The sequence below is a fragment of the Glycomyces albidus genome (assembly GCF_009451885.1).
GTDB lineage: Bacteria > Actinomycetota > Actinomycetes > Mycobacteriales > Micromonosporaceae > Glycomyces > Glycomyces albidus.
The window spans coordinates 40807-57168 of sequence record NZ_WIAO01000012.1 but is presented as its reverse complement, the minus strand read 5'-3'; the positions used below and the strand labels follow the sequence as shown (position 1 = coordinate 57168).

The window sequence follows — 16362 nt, the reverse complement described above, 5'->3', positions numbered from 1 at the left end:
CGGCCCCGTCGCCTGAACACCCGTCCGCCTTGCGAGCGAACGGGTCGGGTACCGCCTCGGCAGAGGGCAGGCCCTAGCCGTACCGCTCCTCGAGCCAGGCGACGGCGAACGCGACGATGTCGGCCGCGCCGACCAGGACGCTGTCGGCGTTCCCGACCTCGCCCCGGCGCCCGCGACCGGTCGCGAGGAAGTCCTCGACGATGAGCCTGAAGTAGTCCTCGGGCGGGCCGGCGACGACCGGTTCGCTCGTGTCGTACTCCTCGACGGTCCGCCACTCGGCGCCGTCCGGGGTCGCGAACGGGTACTCGATGGTGATGCGGCGCTTGCCGGGCAGATCGGCGAGGTGCTCGGCGTGGTGCAGGATCGTCATCGTGTCCAGGGGCGCGCCCACCATGAGCACGCGCCCGCCCGCGGCGACCAGGCGCGCGAACGGCGAGTTCTCGCCGTAGCCGAAGTCGAGCGGGTGGTCGGCGGTGAACGCCTCGGCCCGGGCGCCGACGGCCGCGACCGAGGCGCCCGGGTTGCCGCTGCGGCGCACGCCGGGTCGGGTGCCGATCGCGGCCGCGAGGATCCCGTGGTCGCGGGCCGGGCGGGCCGTCGCCGGATCGTAGGGCGGCACGTGCTCGCGGAACCGGTCGGGCACGCGGCCGTCCTCGTCCCACACGTCGACGCCCAGCTCCCAGTCCTGGTAGCTCAGGATCGTCCCGCCCGGGCCGATCACGTCGAAGACCGCGTCGACCAGCGCGTCGGGGCCGCCGAGCACCGGCCCTACGCGGCTGAACGCGGCGTGGACCATGACCGCGTCGCCGTCGTCGAGGCCGAGGCGGCGCAGATCGGCGGCGAGGCCGACCCGGGTCAGGACCGCTGCGAGTGGATCGTTCATGACCCGATTCTCACCGATCGCCTTGCGCCCCTCGCGATCGGCTCGCCAGGCGCGACCTGCGGTCCGGGAGGGGTCCCGGGAGGTACCGGCTACTTTCCGACGGGGAAGGGCAAACGCCCTGACCCTCGCATCCACCCCGAAAGGATCACAGTTGGAGATCAAGAGGAAGCATCTGATCCGCCTCGGCGCCGGCGTCGCCGCGGGTCTCGGCGCCGCCGTATTCGGCCTCGGCGGCGTCCCCTCGTACGCGGAGGAGCCGTCGACCGGCGGCGACTTCGAGGCCCAGATCGTCGGCGGGCAGCCCGCCGCCGAAGGCCAGTACCCCTGGCTCGTCAGCGTCGGCTACGAGCTGCCCGGCGAGCCCGCCGCGGAGCACTTCTGCGGCGGATCGGTCATCGCCCCGTCCGTGGTGCTCACCGCGGCGCACTGCGTCGAGGGCGAGAACCCGGTGGACATCACCGTCCTCGCCGGCTCGGTCGACCTGGAGTCGGACGAGCTCGACGAGGCCGACGTGGCGGAGATCCACATCGCCCACGACTGGAACGAGCCGGTCGAGTTCGCCAACGACTGGGCGCTGCTCCTGCTCGAGGAGGAGGTCGACGTCCAGCCGATCGAGCTCGCCACCGACCCGGCCGTGTACGGCGTGCTCGAGACCGCCGGCTGGGGCGACCTCGGCAACGGCCAGTCCCCCACGGTCGCCGAGTGGGTCGAGGTCCCGTTCGTGACCGACGCCCAGTGCCAGGCCGCCTACCCCGGTGAGGTCGACCCGGCGACCATGCTGTGCGCGGGCGACCTGGAGAACGGCGGGGTCGACACCTGCCAGGGCGACTCCGGCGGTCCGATCATGGCCGAAGAGGACGGTGAACTGATCCTCGCCGGCATCGTGAGCTGGGGCTACGGCTGCGCCGAGCCCGGCAACCCGGGCGTGTACGCCGAGGTCGCCGACTTCAACGGCGCCATCGACGACGTCCTCGACGATTGGGGCGTCGCCTAGCGGTCCCCTGCCGCAGTGAGCCGGCCGGGAGGGGCCCACATCCCCCTCCCGGCCCTTCGTTCGTGCGTAGTCGGAAACGGACGGGTCGGGCTCGGACGGGTCGGGGCGCCGAGCGGCGCCACGACCCGGTTCAGCTTGTTTCCCGCAGGAATCCCGGTCCTTCGGGACCGGGAGGGATGCGGGGCGATTGCCTGCTCGCAGTCCCGCTGGCGCGGGACTGCGAGCTAGTCGGGGCGTCGCTGCCCTTTGATGTACTCGGCCACGATCGACAGGGGCGCGCCCCCGCAGCTGGCCGCGAAGTACGACGGCGACCAGAAGTGCTCGCCCCACAGGTACCGCTGCACGTGCTGGGGATACTCGGCGCGGAGCCTGCGGGCCGAAACGCCTTTGAGCGAGCCGACCAGCTTCGACAGCGCCACCTTCGGTGGGTAGTGGACGAGCAGGTGGACGTGGTCGGTCTCGCCGTTGAACTCCTTGAGCTCGGCCCCGAAGTCGGCACAAACTCACCGTGCAGGTCAAGCTCGTGCCCGATGCCGCACAGGCGTCGGCTATCGAGCGCACCCTGCACGCGGCGAATGAGGCGGCGAACCGCGTCTCTGCGGATACGTTCGCCCACTGCGGGCTGAAAGCCTCGGTCAAGGAACTGCGGTCCCGCTGCTACGGCGAGTTGAAGGACGCCGGGTTCGGCGCTCAGGCCGCGCAGCACGTCATCAAACGCGTCGCCGACGCCTACACCACGTTGCGGGCCAACATCAAGGCCGGGAACCTCGGCGCACCGAAGTCGAAACGCCGCCGCAAAGCCGAATCGAAACCGGTCCGGTTCCGCCCCGACGCCGCCCACACCTTCGACGACCGGTGCCTGTCGTGGAACTACGATGCGCAGACCGTCTCGATCTGGACCCTCGACGGCCGCATCAAGAACGTGCCCTTCGCCTGCTCGCCGGACGCGCTCAAGCAGTTGACCGAGCACCGGCAGGGCGAGTCCGACCTGGTCGAACGCGACGGAAAGCTGTACCTGGTCGCCACGATCGACATCGACGAGCCCGAACCGTTCGAGCCGGTCGGCTGGATCGGCGTCGACCGTGGCATCACCAACCTCGCCACCACCTCCGATGCCGACAACCACTCCGGCCGCCGCCTCGAACGCTACCGGCGCTGGCGGGCCCGCAAGAAAGCCGAACTCCAAGCCAAGCGCACCCGCAGCGCCAAGCAGCTGCTGAAGAAACGCGCGCGCCACGAGGCGCGGCACGCCACTCATATCAACCACAAGATCTCCAAGAACGTCGTTGCTGTCGCCCAACGCACCGGTCGCGGCCTCGCCCTCGAACAACTCGACGGCATCCGCGAACGGGTCACGGTTCGACGCGACCAGCGAGCACGACAGTCGTCCTGGCCGTTCCACCAACTCGGCTCGTTCATCGCCTACAAGGCGAGACGGGCCGGTGTGCCGTACCTGGAAGTGGACCCGGCCTATACCTCGCAGCGGTGTCCCCGCTGCGGCCACACCGAGCGGGCCAACCGGCCCGACCGGGACCGTTTCCAATGTCGTCGGTGCGGCCTCGCTGGGCCAGCCGACGTCGTCGCCGCGGTCAACATCGCCAAGCGAGCGGCCACGGCGTGGGTATTCGTCGACATGCCCGACCCGGTCCCCGCGTAGGGGCCGGTGGATGTGCCTCCGGTACGGCAGCCGGTCGTGAGCGGAGAGCATAAACAACGCCCGACAGGAACGAGTGTCAAGCTCGGTCCTTAAGGGCCGAGTAGTTGACAGGTTGATCAGCGTCCGGCTCGCCCGCTCCGTGTCCTGGAGCGGTCTGAGCGCCAAGCGCACCAACGCGAGCGCGTTGTCGTCGCCCGCGATGCGGTTGGAGCTGAGCTCGCCGCAGGACAGGCACTGGTGAACGATCATCCACTCGCCGTCGGGCTTGGTGAAGACCGCCACCGCCTCCATGCGGCCGCGGCATTCCGAGGCGCGGTCGCCGGGGATGCGGTGGTCGACGTGGAGGCTGGCGAGGCACTGCGGACAGTGGTTGCGGTGCGCGGTTCCCGGCGCGTCCAGGGACACGTCGAGACGGCAGTTGACGCAGCGGAAGTCGTTCGCACGGTGGCCGCCGGCCTCGTGCAGGACGTCCTTGTGCCGCTGCCGGCGGTGATCCTGCCCGCGCGGTCGGGTTCGTCGAGGCATCTCGGCACCCCCTACAGACTGCCGAGCGCTTCGAGCGGGAACGGCGGCTGCGCGAGCGGCCGGACCGCCATGCGCATGAGGATGAGCTGGTTGTCGTCCGCGCACACCGGGTTCGAGGTGAGCTCGTCGCAGCGCACGCAGCGGTGGACGAGCATCCAGTCGCCGGTGCGGAGCACCGCGATGGCGATCGGGCTCATCCGCCCCTCGCACTCGCTCGGCCCGCCCTCGACGTGGTCGGTGACGTGCTGCGAGTGCAGGCAGGACGGGCAGTGGTTGCGCATGGCGCCGTCGGCGGTGAACTTGGTGGCGGTCAGGCCGCACCAAGCGCAGGTGAAGGTGTTGATCTTGAGCGTGTTGCTGGTGTTGGACACCCGGAGCTCCTTGCTGGAGAAGAACTGCGATGACAGCAAGAGCAGGCCGAGCGGCTCGGTCAAACGGGCGCAGGCGTCCGCCTGCCGCACCTCGGGTGCGGCGGGATGTCGGGTCGCCTAAGCGATGCTGCGAAGCGCGCTCGGCGCATGGGAGGACATCAACACTTCCTTCTAGGGCGGCATGGCGCCCGATCGAATGCCCGCACGCTGCGGACCCGACCACGGTAGGAAACGCGGCCGGGTCCTGTCAACGAATTTATCTCGGGTGCCTTTGCGGCCGGTGCGCGGTCGGGGCGGTTTGCGACGGAGGGTCGGCCGCCGAGTCGGCGCATACCTTGATATCGATATAACTCTCTGGTGTCAGGCGCGGAGAGCGGGCGAGGTGCGGGACCGCCGGAGCGGCGGTCCCGCGACGAAACGCTCGAGCCGCAGGTGTTCAGGGCCTGAAGGCGAGGGTTCCGCCGTCGACGGCGAGTTCCGCGCCGGTCACGTAGCTGGCCTCGTCGGAGGCGAGGTAGGCGACGGCGGAGGCGACCTCCTCGGGGCGGCCGATGCGGCCGATGAGGGTGGCTTCGCCGACGCGCTTGACGTCCTCCTCGGGCGAGGCGGCCCAGCCGGTGGTGAGGATCGGGCCGGGGGCGACCGAGTTGAACCGGACGTCGGGGGCGTACTCGGAGGCGAGCTGCCGGATGAGCGCGCTGAGCCCGCCCTTGGCCGCGGCGTAGGCGGAGTAGCCCGGGCGGGAGCAGTGCGCGTGGACCGACGAGACCGCCACGACCGAGCCGTGCGCGGCCCGCAGCGGGTCGATGAGGGTCTTGACGCCGAGGTAGGTGGCTTTGAGCGTGACGTCCAGGGTCAGGCCCCAGTCGGCTTCGGTGATCTCGTGGGGCGCACCGGGAACGCTCGCGAACGCGTTGGACACGAGCACGTCGACGCGCTCGTAGGCGTCCATGACACCGCCGGCGAGCACCGCCCAGTCGGCGGCGCTGGAGGCGTCGCACCGCCTGAAGTAGACGGTGCCGTCGGTCTCTCGGACGATGCGCTCGCCCGCCTCCTCGTCGATGTCGGCGACGTACACGATCGCACCCTCGCTCGCGAGGCGGGCGGCGCACGCCGCGCCGATGCCCTTGGCTCCCCCGGTGATGACGGCGACTTTGCCTTCGAATCGGTTCATCGGCCCACGGTATCGCCCCGATCCGCTGGGATGTAACGGGATGCGTCCGATCGGTCACCCGGGGGCGACGAGGAGCAGGCGGCGGTCGGACACGCCGATGACGACCTGCTGGCCCCAGGTGACCGTGAGGTGGTCGGCCTCGAGCCCGTCGGCGAAGACCACGAGCCGCTCGCTCTCGCAGACGAGCCGCAGCGCCTCCCTCGGCCCGAGCGCTCCCGCGGTCAGGGAGTTCCCGGTCGCCGGCGACTCCCACGCCTCGCGGACGAACCAGGACAGGTGCGGCTCGTCCGGCAGTGGCATGCCCTCGCGGGACCTGCCCGCGCCCGAGGAGCGGTCGGCCTCGATGGAGCGGATCCAGCCGGTGGCGCCGGTCCCCGTGCCGACGACCACGCCCGAGGAGGACTGGCGCTCCTCGCGCCCGCCGGCGGTGACGATCCGGTACCGCGCCGACTGGTGCGAGGCGTGCCCGGCGTAGACCTCGTTGAGGCCGTGGAGCTCCTGGCCGTCGTCGAGCCGGGCGGTGACCATCGTGAGGCGCTTGAGCGCCGCCGTGCGTGCGGCCGCGGCCCGCAGGACCGGCCCGACCGCGGCGGCGCTGAAGCGGACCAGGACGCCGGCGTTGCGGCCGCGCTCGGGGTCGACGCCGACGACCGGCTGGCCGTCGAGGTACTTGGCGAGGTTGGCGACGAGGCCGTCCTGGCCGACGGCGATGACGACGTCCTCCGGGGCGAACAGGAACCTCGGCAGGTCCGCGCGGTCGACGCGGCCGCGGCGCCAGTCCGCGGGGATGGCCGCGTCCACTGTGGTGAGCGCGTGCTGGAGCGCGTCGTGGCGGGCGGTGACCTCGTCGAGGTCGCGGCCGCGCTGCCGCAGGAAGTGGTCGGCCGCCGCGCGGGTGCCGTGCCGGGCGAGCAGTTCATCGAGTTCGCTGCGGCGGCTGACCACCACCGCCCTCGGGGCGAGGGTCGCGCTCATCGGCTGCCGTCGGTGAGCCGGGCGAGGGCGCCGCTGAGGAGGTCCGGAGTGATCGTGAGCTGGCCGATCTCGGGCAGCCGGCCGGCGAGCTCCCGGAGCGCCAGCGCGTGGAGGAGTTCGGTCGGCAGGTCGCTGTATGCGGCCATGCGGGCGGCCTCGGCGTCGGCCTCGGCCGAGCCGACGGCGCGGAGCCGGTCGGCCTGGGCGGCGGCGAGGGTGCGGGCCTTCTCCGCCTGGCCTTGGGCGGCGGCGAGGTCGGCGGCGGCGGTGAGCTCGGCGCGGCGCCGGTCGTTGGCGCCCTTCTGCTCCACGAGCTGCTGTTCGCGGCGGGCGAGTTCGATCTGGTTCTGGAGTTCGTTCTCGGCGATGGCGCGCTCCTGCTCGACGGCCTGGGCGCGGCGGGTGTAGGTGGCCTTGTCGGCGTCCTGCTGGACGGCTTCACGGGTCGGGGTCTGGAGGGACCGCTCGAGTTCGGGTTCGGGTCGGATCGCGACGACGCGGGCGCTGACGACGTCGACGCCGACGTCGCTGAGGCGGGGCTCGTTCGCGAGGGCGGCGGCGACGGATTCGCGGACCTCGGTGATGGCGACGGTGAGCGCGTCGGCGAGGGGCACGCGGGCGAGGAGGTCGAGGGCGGGCTGCTGGGCGAGTTCGGTGAGGAGGGTGGCGACCTGGTCGAGGGGGCGGGCGCGGGCCTGGCCGCGGTAGGGGTCGACGGAGAAGTCGAGCCGGGTGGCGGCGAGCGCGGGGTCGGCGATCCGGTAGGTGACGGTGGCCTGGACGGTGACGTCCGCGAAGTCGGCGGTGCGGGCGTGGAACATGAGCGGGAGTTCGCGGTCGTCGACGGGGACTTCGGAGAGGACCGCGACGAGGGGCCGGTACCAGAACGACTGGCCGGTGCCTTCGTTGCGGGTGCGGCCGCCTTGCTGGTAGCGGACCCAGACGGTGGGGGTGCCGCGCAGGTGGCGCAGGAACAGGAGCTTCGTGACATCGGCCATCGGGAGGGCCTCCTTTTCTCGTCATCATGACGATAACGAATGTGCTAGGTTATCGTCAAGGTGGTGATAATGAGTTATCCAGTGTTCGCTGTCACGGTCGACCTGGTGGTCCTGACGGTGCGGGAGGGCCGGTTGCACGTGCTGCTGGTGCGGCGCGGGTGCGAGCCGTTCCTCGGCCGATGGGCGCTGCCGGGAGGCTTCGTCCGCGCCGACGAGGATCTGGCCGCCGCGGCGCGGCGCGAGCTCGCGGAGGAGACCGGTCTCGACGGGCCGGGAGGGCACCTCGAGCAGCTCGCGAGTTACGGTGCGCCCGAACGGGATCCGCGCGGGCGCGTGGTCACGGTGGCGTATCTGGCGCTCTTGCCGGACCTGCCGGTGCCGACCGCCGGCACCGACGCGGCGGAGGCCGAGTGGCGGCCGGTGGGCCGGCTCGACCTCGCCTTCGACCACGACCGGATCCTCGCCGACGGCCTCGAGCGGGCCCGGTCCAAACTGGAGTACACGCCGCTCGCGGCGGCGTTCTGCCCGCCCGCGTTCACGATCGCCGCGCTGCGCCAGGTGTACGAGGCGGTCTGGGGCGAGTCGCTGGACCCGCGGAACTTCCACCGCAAGGTCACGTCCACGCCCGGCTTCGTGTCGCCGACGGGCGGCACGACCGAAGGCGAGCCCGGCCGGCCGGCCCGCCTCTACCGGCGCGGCGACGCGACGCTCCTCAATCCCCCGCTCCTGCGCCGCAAGGCCTTGGATGACCGCTCCGAGTGAAGATCCGGCGGAGGCGGGGTCGAGCGGTCTCGCCGCCGTGGGTGCGCGGCGCGGACCCGGTGGGCGGGTGCGGGTCGGGGAGGACCGCTCAACGCGTGACGATCCGGCGTCGCCGGGTCGAGCGGTCCGGAAGCATGCGGCGCGGAGCCGGCGGGCGGCTTCGGGGGACCGGTCCCGGCCGGTCCGCCCTAGCATCGGTGCATGACCATCTCGCCTGCTCCGCACCGGCACCGCCTGGTCGCGCTCACGCTGCTCGCCGCGTTCGGCACCGCCGGGTGCGGTACGGGATCCGATGCCGACCCGGGCGGCGACGCGTCCGGCTCCGCCGCCGCCGAGAGCTCGTCCCCCGAGCCCTCGTCCGCCGAGCCGGAGGCGCCGACCGCCGCCGACGGGACCGACTACGCCGCCTGCGACGACGGCTCCTGCGAGGTCGCGGTCTCCAGCGAGCCCGTCTCGTTCGCGTTCGACGAGTTCACGCTCACCGTCAACGCCACTGAGGACGGGATCGAGACCCGCAAGGAAGGGGACGGCGGCACCGGCACCGGTTCGATGTCGGGCGGGTACTGCCTCTCGTACGTGACCGTCGACGGCACGTCCACGAGCTGCTACGGCACGGTCGAGGACGGCGCCGTGCCGGAGGCGCCCGAGCCGGAGCCCGGTGTGCTCGCGCTCGAACTCCTCCATGTCGCCGACGGCACCGCGATCATCCGTCTCACGATGGGCTGAGCCGGCCGACGTCGAGACGGCGTCCGCCCCGACCGGGGCGGACGCCGTTCGGGAACCGATGGGCCTTAGCTGATCTGGTAGGAGCCGGCGCGGTTGCTCCAGCCGATGGTCCCGAGGTCGGCGAGCGCGTCGATCCAGGTCGAGGAGGCGCCGGACAGCGTCACGGTGTCCCAGAGCTTGATGTCGCACGAGCGGTACGTGCGAACCGAGCTGGCGCGGTTGTTCCAGCCGGCGGCGTCGAGGTAGTCGACGCTGAACTCGATCGGCGAGTATGCGGCCGTGCAGGTGTAGTCGGTGGCCACGAAGGAGCGGGTGCCGCCGGCCGGGTCGTAGTTCGTGCGGTCGTACAGGGTGATCAGCGTCGTGGAGGCGAGGACGCCGACCTCCGCAGAGGCGGCCCGGTCCTCGGCGAACGCCGCCGCCTGGGTCGTGGCGCAGCTCACCTCTTCCGTGACGAGGTTGACGACGCAGTGGTCGGCTGGGGCCGCGGCCTGTGCGGCCGTCGGTGCGAGCGCGAGGAGTCCGACCGCGACCGGAACGGTCAGCAGGGCGGCGATCAGCGAGCGCCTGCGGCGTGCGGACTTGGGGCTGAGTTGGTCGAGTTTGCTCATGCGCCAAGGATATTGGAGTGGCCGGTGGGTCGAGCCGCCGCGTCCGACGTGCCGAGGGCGACCGGACGCGGACCGTCGGGTCGGGCCGCGAGGGAGGCGAGGATGTCGATCATCGCCGACGTGGCGGGCGGGTCGGGCGGGTCGCCGTAGACGGCGGCGTAGACGCGGCGGGGGCCGCAGTCGAGCGGGACGGCGTGGAGGCCGGGCTCGCGGTGCGCGCGGAGAGCGAGCCCGTTGTGGATCGCCACGCCCATGCCGGCGGCGACGAGGGCGTGGGTGACCACCATGTCGTCGCTGGAGTACACGATGCGCGGAGTGAAGCCGGCGCGTTCGCACACGGCGACCGTGGCCTGCCGGCAGCGCTCGCAGCCGCCGATCCAGGCCGAGTCGCGGTGGTCCTCGATGCGCTGGCCGGGCCTGTCGCTGAGGAGGTACAGGCGGTCGTCCAGGAGGTGGACGAGGCGGAAGTCCTCGGCCTCGAGGGGCGCGCCGGCGTCGCGGAAGATCAGGGCGATGTCGGCGCGGCCCGAGCGCAGCAGCGCCAGGCTCTGCACCGGGTCGGCGTCGACCAGGTGCAGCTCGATGCCCGGGTGGGTGCGGGCCAGCTCGGCGGCCGCGCGCGGGACGAGGGTGCTGAGGACCGTCGCGAACCCGGCGATCCGCACCCGTCCCGCCCGCAGTCCGACACGGGCGGCCAGTTCGACTGCCGCGGCGTCCATGCGGCCGAGGATCTCCGTGGCCCGGCCCGCCAGCAGCTCGCCTTCAGGGGTGAGCCGGATGCCGCGGCCGGCCCGCTGGATGAGCACGGCGCCGGTGGCGGCTTCGAGCCGCCGAAGGTGGTGGCTGACGGAGGGCTGCGAGTAGTGCAGCTCCTTCGCGGCGCCGGTCACGGAGCCGTGGCGGGCGACCGCCTCGAGCACGCGCAGATGGACGGGGTTCAGCATGCATCAAGTTCCTTAATGAATCACCATCGGACTTGGCATTGGACATCATGGCATCGTACGGCGAAGATCGCTTCAGGACCGGGGCCCGACGGCGGCCCCGGGGAGCAGAAGGAGCACCGACCATGTCACTCGCCCGCGTCCACAACTTCTCGATCTCCTTGGACGGCTTCGGTACCGGGGAGGGTACGAGCCGGGAGGCCTACTTCGGGCACGCGGGCGAGCGCCTGCACGAATGGATGTTCGCCACCCGGTGGTGGGAGGAGGGCGGCAGCGCCGGGGTCGACGACGCCTTCGTCCGGCAGCACGACCCGGGCATCGGCGCCGAGATCATGGGGGCCGGCAAGTTCGGGTTCCCCGGCTGGCACGAGGACCCGGACTGGAAGGGCGCGTGGGGCCCCAACCCGCCGTTCCACAGCCCCGTCTTCGTCCTCACCCACCACACGCGGCCGCCGATCGAGATGGAGGGCGGCACCACGTTCCACTTCCTCGACGCCTCCCCCGCCGAGGCGCTCGAGCAGGCCCGCGAGGCCGCCGGCGGGAAGGACGTCCGCATCGGCGGCGGCGCGACCGTGATCCGCGAGTTCCTGCAGGCCGGGCTCATCGACTACATGCACGTCGCGGTGGTCCCGATCCTGCTCGGCCGGGGCGTGCGCCTCTGGGACGGGCTCGAAGGCATCGAGCGGGACTTCACGATCGAGGCCACCTCCGCCCCCAGCGGCGTCACGCACCTGACGTTCAACCGCGCCGGCAAGTGAGGCGGCCGGGCCCGGTGCGCGCCCGAGCGTCCGCTGCGGCGCTCGCCGGCGCCGGGCCCGCCGGCGGGTTGACGGCGGCGGTTAGATTGCCTGCGTGTCCGTCATCAGCGTCCGCGCACTGAACCGCACCCTGCTCGCCCGCCAGCACCTCGCCAGGCGCGTCCCGCTCGCTCCCTTGGAGACGATCGGGCACCTCGTGGCGATGCAGGGCCAGCACCCGAACAGCCCGTACGTGGGGCTCTGGACGCGGCTGTCGTCGTTCGCGCACGGCGACCTCGCGGCGCTGCTGCGGGACGGGAAGGTCGTGCGCTCGATAACCCTGCGCCGCACCGTGCACCTCTCCACGGCCGGTGATTACGCCTGGCTGCGGCCGACCGTCCAGCCGGTCGTCCAGAACGCCCTGAAATCGGCGTACTACGCCGACGAGATCGACGGGCTCGACCTCGAGGACCTCACCCGTGCCGGCCGTGCCCTGCTGGCCGGGAAGACGTTGACGCGCAAGGAGTTCGGGAAGCTCCTCGCCGAGCGGTACCCGGGCCGGCACGGCGGCAGGCTCGCCGACACGGTCGAGGTCACGGCAGCGCTGACGCATGCGCCGCAGAACGGCGCCTGGGGCGGGTGGCGCCACCCCAGCAACGTCGCGGTCGCCCTCGCCGAGGAGCAGACCGGCGTGCCGATGCGCGGGACGCGGGACCCGGAGACGCTGATCCGGCGCTACCTCGCCGCGTTCGGACCCGCCAGCGTCATGGACGCGCAGGCGTGGTCGGGCCTGACCCGGCTGCGCGAGCCGTTCGACGCGATGCGCGCCACCCTGCGCGTCTTCAAGGCCGAGGACGGCACCGAGCTGTTCGACCTCCCGGACGCCGACCTCGCCGACCCCGAAGCGCCCGCGCCGGTGCGGTTCCTGCCCGCCTTCGACAACGCCCTCCTCGGGCACCGCGACCGCACCCGCGTCATCAGCGAAGCCGACCGCAGGCGGTACTCGGCCGGCGCCTCCGGCGGCATCCCGATGTTCCTCCTCGACGGCTTCGCGGCCGGAACCTGGTCCGTCGCCGGCCCGGTCGTCACCGTGACGCCGACCCGGCCGCTCGGCGACGCCGACGCCGCGGCCGTCCTCGACGAGGGCGCGCGCCTCCTCGAGTTCATCGCCCCCGGCGACCCCGACCGCCGGATCGTCCTCGACCAGTGAACGCCGCTGCGCACCTGCGCAAGCCGGTTCGTCCGTCAGGGTGAGTGCGACTCGGCCGGACGGATGATTTCGGCGGCGGAGCGCGGTGCAGCCGCCCCTCGGAAGGACTCGCGCCCCTCCCGTCACGCTCGGTCCCGGAACGGATGCACCAGACCGGGCCGGACTCCCTTATGGTCCAATCAGGAGCCGCCCCGCCCCCCAGGGAGCCGGAGCGCCTCCCGGCGTGGCACGAGGAGAGCAGCGGGAGCGGACATGCGCGTCCTACAGGAGTACGTCAAGGCGTGGGGAACGGACAACATGGTCCGCTACCCGCGGAGCCGGTGGATGCGCGAATTCCCGGCACCGGCCGCGGCCTATCCCGGCGTCGACTTCCTCCCGGTCGACATGCCGACGGTGTTCACCTCCCATCTCACCGGGCGGTATGAGCTGTTCGCCCGCATCGACGTCGCGCGCGGACCGGCCGGGCCGCTCCAGGTGGTCGTCGTCGGGGCGGTGCCCGCCGACCCCGAGGCGACCCTGTTCTGCCTCGACATCGCCTCGGGCCGGATCCTCATGCTCGGCGTCAAGGACCGGACCCTCGAACTGGTCAACTCGAGCTTCAAGGCGCTCAGCGAATTCCTGTACCACTTCGCGCTGTTCGTCGACCAGGACACCGGCCGGGCCGGCCGCGCGCGGCGCGCCGCCGTCCTGCGGGCCACCCTCGCCGGTATCGACCCGGCCGCGTTCGCCGATCCCGAGTCCTGGTGGTCGGTCACGTTCATGCAGCTCGAATACCGGACCGCCTGAGGCCCGGTCCGGCACGCACAGCCCGGCGCCGAAACCGGGTCGCCGCCGGCGCCCGGTCCGCTGTACGCTTCCGTCGGCCCGTCGCCGGCGCCTCACGGCCGGGCCTCCCCCATGCACGCTTGTGCTGCGCGCCGCGCGGCCGACGCGAACGAGGTGTCGCCCCATGCCCGGACCGTCCACGACGACGAAACCGTCCGCTCTCGACCGCCGGTCCGTGGCCGCGCTCCTGGCGCTCGCCGTGGCGGCGTTCTGCTACGTCACCGTCGAGACCGTCCCGGTCGGGCTCCTCGGCGAGATCGCCCGCGACCTCGACGTCTCCCAGTCCCAAGTAGGACTCCTGGTCACCGCGTACAGCGTCACCGTCGCCGTGGTCACCCTGCCGCTGGTGAAACTCGTCGCCCGCGTCCCGCGGCGCCCGCTCCTCCTCGCGCTCATGGCCGTCATGGTCGTCGCGACCGCGGGCTCCGCCGCCGCGACCGAGTACGGCATGCTCGTCGCCGCCCGCATCGCGACCGCCCTGAGCCAGGCGGTGTTCTGGGGCATCGTCGGACCGATCGCGGCCGGGATGTTCCCCGTCGAGGTCCGCGGCCGGGTCATGGCCGTCGTCTACACCGGCGGATCGATCGGCCCCATGCTCGGCATGCCCGCCGCCACCTGGCTCGGCCAGCGCGCCGGATGGCCCGTCGCGTTCCTCGCGATCGCGGCCATGGGCCTGGTCGCGTTCGGGACCCTCCTCGCGGCGCTGCCGTCGAAGCCGACCCGCAACGAGCACGCCGGGCGCGGGACGACGCCGGACGCGCGGCGGTTCGCGCTGGTGCTCGTGACGACGGTCCTCTCGGTCGCGGGGTTCTTCGCGGTGTACACGTACACGTCGACCGTGATCACCGCGGTCGCCGGGATGTCGGCGGCGGCGCTCGGGCCGCTGCTCCTGATCCGGGGGCTCGCCGACTTCGGCGGCATCGCGGCGGGCGGCATCCTCTCCGACCGCAGCCAGCGCCTGGCCGTGACGCTGCCGCTGATCCTGCTCGCCGCGATCTTCGCGGCGCTGTGGGCGTTCGGGTCCGACCCGTGGGTCGCGGGCGGCGTGGTGGTCCTCACCGGGCTCTCGATGGGGGCGTTCAGTCCCGCGCTCCAGAACCGCGTCATGGAGTTCGCGCCGGGGAGCACCGACACCGCCTCGGCGGCGAACTCGGTGGCGTTCAACGTCGGCATCGCGCTGGGCTCCTCGCTCGGCGGCCTCACGCTCGCGCACGCCGGCGCGCAGCACATCGCGCTGACGGGCGCGGTCTTCGCGGCGGCGGCCGTCGTGACGAGCGTGCTCACCACCGATCCAGGGCCGCGCCGGGAGCCGGCGAATTCGCTTGCCGACCGGTGAACCGTGGCGGAGACCGACGCGGTGACGATCGCCTACGACCCGCCTTCGCTGGACGGGGAGACCCTCGATGCGCTGCTGTACGACCACCTCAACTCGTGGGGTGCCGGCGACGACTTCTACCTCGCGGAGGTCATGGCCGCGAAGCGTGTGCTCGACGTCGGCTGCGGGACGGGCGCGATCCTGCGCCGGGCCCGCGCCGAGGGCCACGGCGGCCGGCTGTGCGGGCTCGATCCCGATCCGGCGATGCTCGGCCAGGCGGCGGTCTCGGACGCAGCCGAGTGGGTGCTCGCCCCGGCCGCGGACGCGGCGTGGCGCGGCGAGTTCGATCTGGCGATCATGAGCGGCAACGCGTTCCAGTGCCTTCTGGACGACCGGACCACGGCCGACTCGCTCGCCGCGGTTCGCCGGGCGCTCGCCGACGGCGGCAGGTTCGTCTTCGACACCCGCAATCCGGCCGCCGCGGCGTGGCGCTCCTGGACCTCGGAGCGCCCCTTCGCGTTCACCGATCCGCTCGGGGAGCCGATGGAGGTGAGCCAGCGGGCGAGCGAGCCCGACGAGCAGGGCGTGGTCACCGTCGACGCGTACTTCACCGCCTCGTACTGGGACGAGCCGCTCAAGGCGAGCTGCGGCCTGCGCTTCGTCGACGCCGCGCACCTCGACCGGCTCCTGCACGCGGCCGGATTCGCGGTCGAGGACCGCTTCGGCGCCTTCGACGGGCGCGCGTTCGACCCGGCGGCCTCCGGTTCGATCATCACCGTCGCCGCGGCGGTCTAGGGGTTCGAGCATTCCCGTCACCGCGGCGGCCTAGGAATCCGAGCGTGCCCGCTGTCCGAGTCCTTCGGTTCACTCGCTTCGCAGGTCTGCGGCTCGCAATCGTCGCCGAGGGCCGCTGATGGGCGCCGATCTGGTGTCCGGGAGCCGGACGCAGCGAGCGGGAGGCCGGACGACGGCCGCCCGGGGCCGTGAACGGTCCCTAGTACGGCGCGGCCTGCCGCTGGGCGTGCAGTCGGCGGGTGGCGGCGATGTCGATGCTGACGCGCCGCAGCGTCCCGGGAGGGGAGCCGCCGCCCGTCAGGGTGGCGACGACGGCGAGGGGCAGCAGCACGGTGCGGATGAACATGGCCCAGGGCGCCTTCCCGCCGATGCGGCCGCCGTCGCTGGTCCGCACCAGGCGGGTGCCGGTCAGCAGCGCGCCGAGCGCGCGGCCGTTCCAGTAGCACAGGCCGTACAGCATCGGCACGGCGAACAGGAGCGCGAGCAGGCCGAGTGCGACCACGCCGCCGCCGAGCCTCTGCGATTCGGCGAGCACGGCGAGGGCCGCGGTTCCGGCGGCGAGGCCGACCACGAACACGATGAAGTCGATGAGCCACGCGAAGAAGCCGGTCCACCGGGCCGGGACGTACGGCACGCCGTTGCCGAACCGCTCGATCCTCGTTTTCGCCATGGGCGCACCCTAACGGCACGACCGGTCCGGCCGCGGTGCCGCGATCGGCGGCCGCGACCGTCGCTGCCTGCGGTGCGATCGGACCGGAGCCCGGCACGGGGCGGATTCCCGCCGGTATCCCGCCGGTGTCCCGCCGCTCAGAGGCGGCATCCGGCCGGCCCGCGGCGCCTAGAGGCAGTGCCCGGCGGTCCTT

At 72.6% G+C, this 16362-nt stretch carries 17 protein-coding genes and 2 pseudogenes; 9 read left to right on the top strand and 10 right to left on the bottom strand.

Annotated features, from left to right (window positions below; translation table 11 throughout):
• Positions 1-73 precede the first annotated feature (73 nt).
• Positions 74-883, bottom strand: coding sequence for an aminoglycoside 3-N-acetyltransferase (gene aac(3) / locus GFD30_RS11810; protein WP_153025409.1), 810 nt, complete (start codon positions 881-883; stop codon positions 74-76).
• A gap of 151 nt (positions 884-1034) precedes the next feature.
• On the opposite strand from aac(3), the gene GFD30_RS11805 reads away from it, so the two are divergent.
• The gene (locus GFD30_RS11805; RefSeq protein WP_194201937.1) at positions 1035-1877 is read left to right on the top strand and encodes a serine protease; all 843 of its coding nucleotides are present in this window, start codon (positions 1035-1037) and stop codon (positions 1875-1877) included.
• A gap of 224 nt (positions 1878-2101) precedes the next feature.
• On the opposite strand, the pseudogene tnpA reads toward GFD30_RS11805, so the two are convergent.
• A pseudogene (gene tnpA / locus GFD30_RS11800) lies at positions 2102-2380 on the bottom strand (IS200/IS605 family transposase); the annotation flags it as partial.
• Positions 2381-2385: 5 nt separating this feature from the next.
• Here tnpA and GFD30_RS11795 point away from each other — a divergent pair.
• The gene (locus GFD30_RS11795; RefSeq protein WP_322633171.1) at positions 2386-3534 is read left to right on the top strand and encodes an RNA-guided endonuclease InsQ/TnpB family protein; all 1149 of its coding nucleotides are present in this window, start codon (positions 2386-2388) and stop codon (positions 3532-3534) included.
• 117 nt (positions 3535-3651) lie between these two features.
• On the opposite strand, the pseudogene GFD30_RS28250 reads toward GFD30_RS11795, so the two are convergent.
• The 5 genes and pseudogenes from GFD30_RS28250 to GFD30_RS11770 all read right to left on the bottom strand — a co-directional run.
• A pseudogene (locus tag GFD30_RS28250) lies at positions 3652-4059 on the bottom strand (RNHCP domain-containing protein); the annotation flags it as partial.
• 11 nt (positions 4060-4070) lie between these two features.
• Complete coding sequence (locus GFD30_RS11785; protein WP_322633170.1) at positions 4071-4430, bottom strand: RNHCP domain-containing protein; 360 nt, start codon at positions 4428-4430, stop codon at positions 4071-4073.
• Positions 4431-4866: 436 nt separating this feature from the next.
• Positions 4867-5604 carry an SDR family NAD(P)-dependent oxidoreductase gene (locus tag GFD30_RS11780; RefSeq protein ID WP_153025407.1) on the bottom strand — a complete coding sequence of 246 codons (738 nt, stop codon included), beginning with the start codon at positions 5602-5604 and terminating at the stop codon, positions 4867-4869.
• Between the two features lie 54 nt (positions 5605-5658).
• On the bottom strand, positions 5659-6579 hold the full coding sequence (locus tag GFD30_RS11775) for a diacylglycerol kinase catalytic domain-containing protein (RefSeq protein ID WP_153025406.1): 921 nt from the start codon (positions 6577-6579) through the stop codon (positions 5659-5661).
• A complete protein-coding gene (locus tag GFD30_RS11770; RefSeq protein ID WP_153025405.1) occupies positions 6576-7577 on the bottom strand; it encodes an SPFH domain-containing protein in 1002 nt (333 codons plus the stop codon). The genes GFD30_RS11775 and GFD30_RS11770 overlap by 4 nt, the downstream gene beginning before the upstream one ends.
• A 69-nt stretch (positions 7578-7646) precedes the next feature.
• Between GFD30_RS11770 and GFD30_RS11765 the strand changes: the two genes are divergently transcribed.
• Together GFD30_RS11765 and GFD30_RS11760 are read left to right on the top strand one after the other, a co-directional pair.
• Positions 7647-8339 carry an NUDIX hydrolase gene (locus GFD30_RS11765; protein WP_153025404.1) on the top strand — a complete coding sequence of 231 codons (693 nt, stop codon included), beginning with the start codon at positions 7647-7649 and terminating at the stop codon, positions 8337-8339.
• Between the two features lie 201 nt (positions 8340-8540).
• Positions 8541-9065: a hypothetical protein gene (locus GFD30_RS11760; RefSeq protein ID WP_153025403.1), complete on the top strand. Its 525-nt coding sequence runs from the start codon at positions 8541-8543 to the stop codon at positions 9063-9065.
• A 65-nt stretch (positions 9066-9130) separates the two neighbouring features.
• Here GFD30_RS11760 and GFD30_RS11755 read toward each other — a convergent pair whose 3' ends face one another.
• Together GFD30_RS11755 and GFD30_RS11750 are read right to left on the bottom strand one after the other, a co-directional pair.
• Positions 9131-9676, bottom strand: a complete 546-nt coding sequence (locus tag GFD30_RS11755; RefSeq protein ID WP_153025402.1) for a hypothetical protein — start codon at positions 9674-9676, stop codon at positions 9131-9133.
• Positions 9673-10620 (bottom strand): LysR family transcriptional regulator, encoded by a 948-nt coding sequence (locus GFD30_RS11750; protein ID WP_153025401.1) that lies wholly within the window; start codon positions 10618-10620, stop codon positions 9673-9675. The genes GFD30_RS11755 and GFD30_RS11750 overlap by 4 nt, the downstream gene beginning before the upstream one ends.
• 122 nt (positions 10621-10742) lie before the next feature.
• Between GFD30_RS11750 and GFD30_RS11745 the strand changes: the two genes are divergently transcribed.
• The 5 genes from GFD30_RS11745 (at position 10743) to GFD30_RS11725 (ending at position 15499) form a co-directional block, all read left to right on the top strand.
• On the top strand, positions 10743-11375 hold the full coding sequence (locus GFD30_RS11745) for a dihydrofolate reductase family protein (RefSeq protein ID WP_153025400.1): 633 nt from the start codon (positions 10743-10745) through the stop codon (positions 11373-11375).
• A gap of 94 nt (positions 11376-11469) precedes the next feature.
• Positions 11470-12564 carry a winged helix DNA-binding domain-containing protein gene (locus GFD30_RS11740; RefSeq protein WP_322633169.1) on the top strand — a complete coding sequence of 365 codons (1095 nt, stop codon included), beginning with the start codon at positions 11470-11472 and terminating at the stop codon, positions 12562-12564.
• 252 nt (positions 12565-12816) lie between these two features.
• A complete protein-coding gene (locus GFD30_RS11735) occupies positions 12817-13350 on the top strand; it encodes an SUKH-4 family immunity protein (protein WP_194201936.1) in 534 nt (177 codons plus the stop codon).
• Between the two features lie 163 nt (positions 13351-13513).
• On the top strand, positions 13514-14725 hold the full coding sequence (locus GFD30_RS11730; RefSeq protein WP_153025398.1) for an MFS transporter: 1212 nt from the start codon (positions 13514-13516) through the stop codon (positions 14723-14725).
• Between the two features lie 3 nt (positions 14726-14728).
• Complete coding sequence (locus GFD30_RS11725) at positions 14729-15499, top strand: class I SAM-dependent methyltransferase (protein WP_322633168.1); 771 nt, start codon at positions 14729-14731, stop codon at positions 15497-15499.
• A gap of 199 nt (positions 15500-15698) precedes the next feature.
• Here GFD30_RS11725 and GFD30_RS11720 read toward each other — a convergent pair whose 3' ends face one another.
• The gene (locus tag GFD30_RS11720) at positions 15699-16169 is read right to left on the bottom strand and encodes an RDD family protein (RefSeq protein ID WP_153025397.1); all 471 of its coding nucleotides are present in this window, start codon (positions 16167-16169) and stop codon (positions 15699-15701) included.
• Positions 16170-16362: the final 193 nt, after the last annotated feature.

Excerpts from the sequence above, each read along its gene's own strand:
- GFD30_RS11780 (WP_153025407.1), bottom strand. The coding sequence starts at position 5,604 with ATGAACCGATTCGAAGGCAAAGTCGCCGTCATCACCGGGGGAGCCAAG.
- GFD30_RS11775 (WP_153025406.1), bottom strand. The coding sequence starts at position 6,579 with ATGAGCGCGACCCTCGCCCCGAGGGCGGTGGTGGTCAGCCGCCGCAGC.
- GFD30_RS11770 (WP_153025405.1), bottom strand. The coding sequence starts at position 7,577 with ATGGCCGATGTCACGAAGCTCCTGTTCCTGCGCCACCTGCGCGGCACC.
- GFD30_RS11765 (WP_153025404.1), top strand. The coding sequence starts at position 7,647 with ATGAGTTATCCAGTGTTCGCTGTCACGGTCGACCTGGTGGTCCTGACG.
- GFD30_RS11760 (WP_153025403.1), top strand. The coding sequence starts at position 8,541 with ATGACCATCTCGCCTGCTCCGCACCGGCACCGCCTGGTCGCGCTCACG.
- GFD30_RS11755 (WP_153025402.1), bottom strand. The coding sequence starts at position 9,676 with ATGAGCAAACTCGACCAACTCAGCCCCAAGTCCGCACGCCGCAGGCGC.
- GFD30_RS11750 (WP_153025401.1), bottom strand. The coding sequence starts at position 10,620 with ATGCTGAACCCCGTCCATCTGCGCGTGCTCGAGGCGGTCGCCCGCCAC.
- GFD30_RS11745 (WP_153025400.1), top strand. The coding sequence starts at position 10,743 with ATGTCACTCGCCCGCGTCCACAACTTCTCGATCTCCTTGGACGGCTTC.
- GFD30_RS11735 (WP_194201936.1), top strand. The coding sequence starts at position 12,817 with ATGCGCGTCCTACAGGAGTACGTCAAGGCGTGGGGAACGGACAACATG.
- GFD30_RS11730 (WP_153025398.1), top strand. The coding sequence starts at position 13,514 with ATGCCCGGACCGTCCACGACGACGAAACCGTCCGCTCTCGACCGCCGG.
- GFD30_RS11720 (WP_153025397.1), bottom strand. The coding sequence starts at position 16,169 with ATGGCGAAAACGAGGATCGAGCGGTTCGGCAACGGCGTGCCGTACGTC.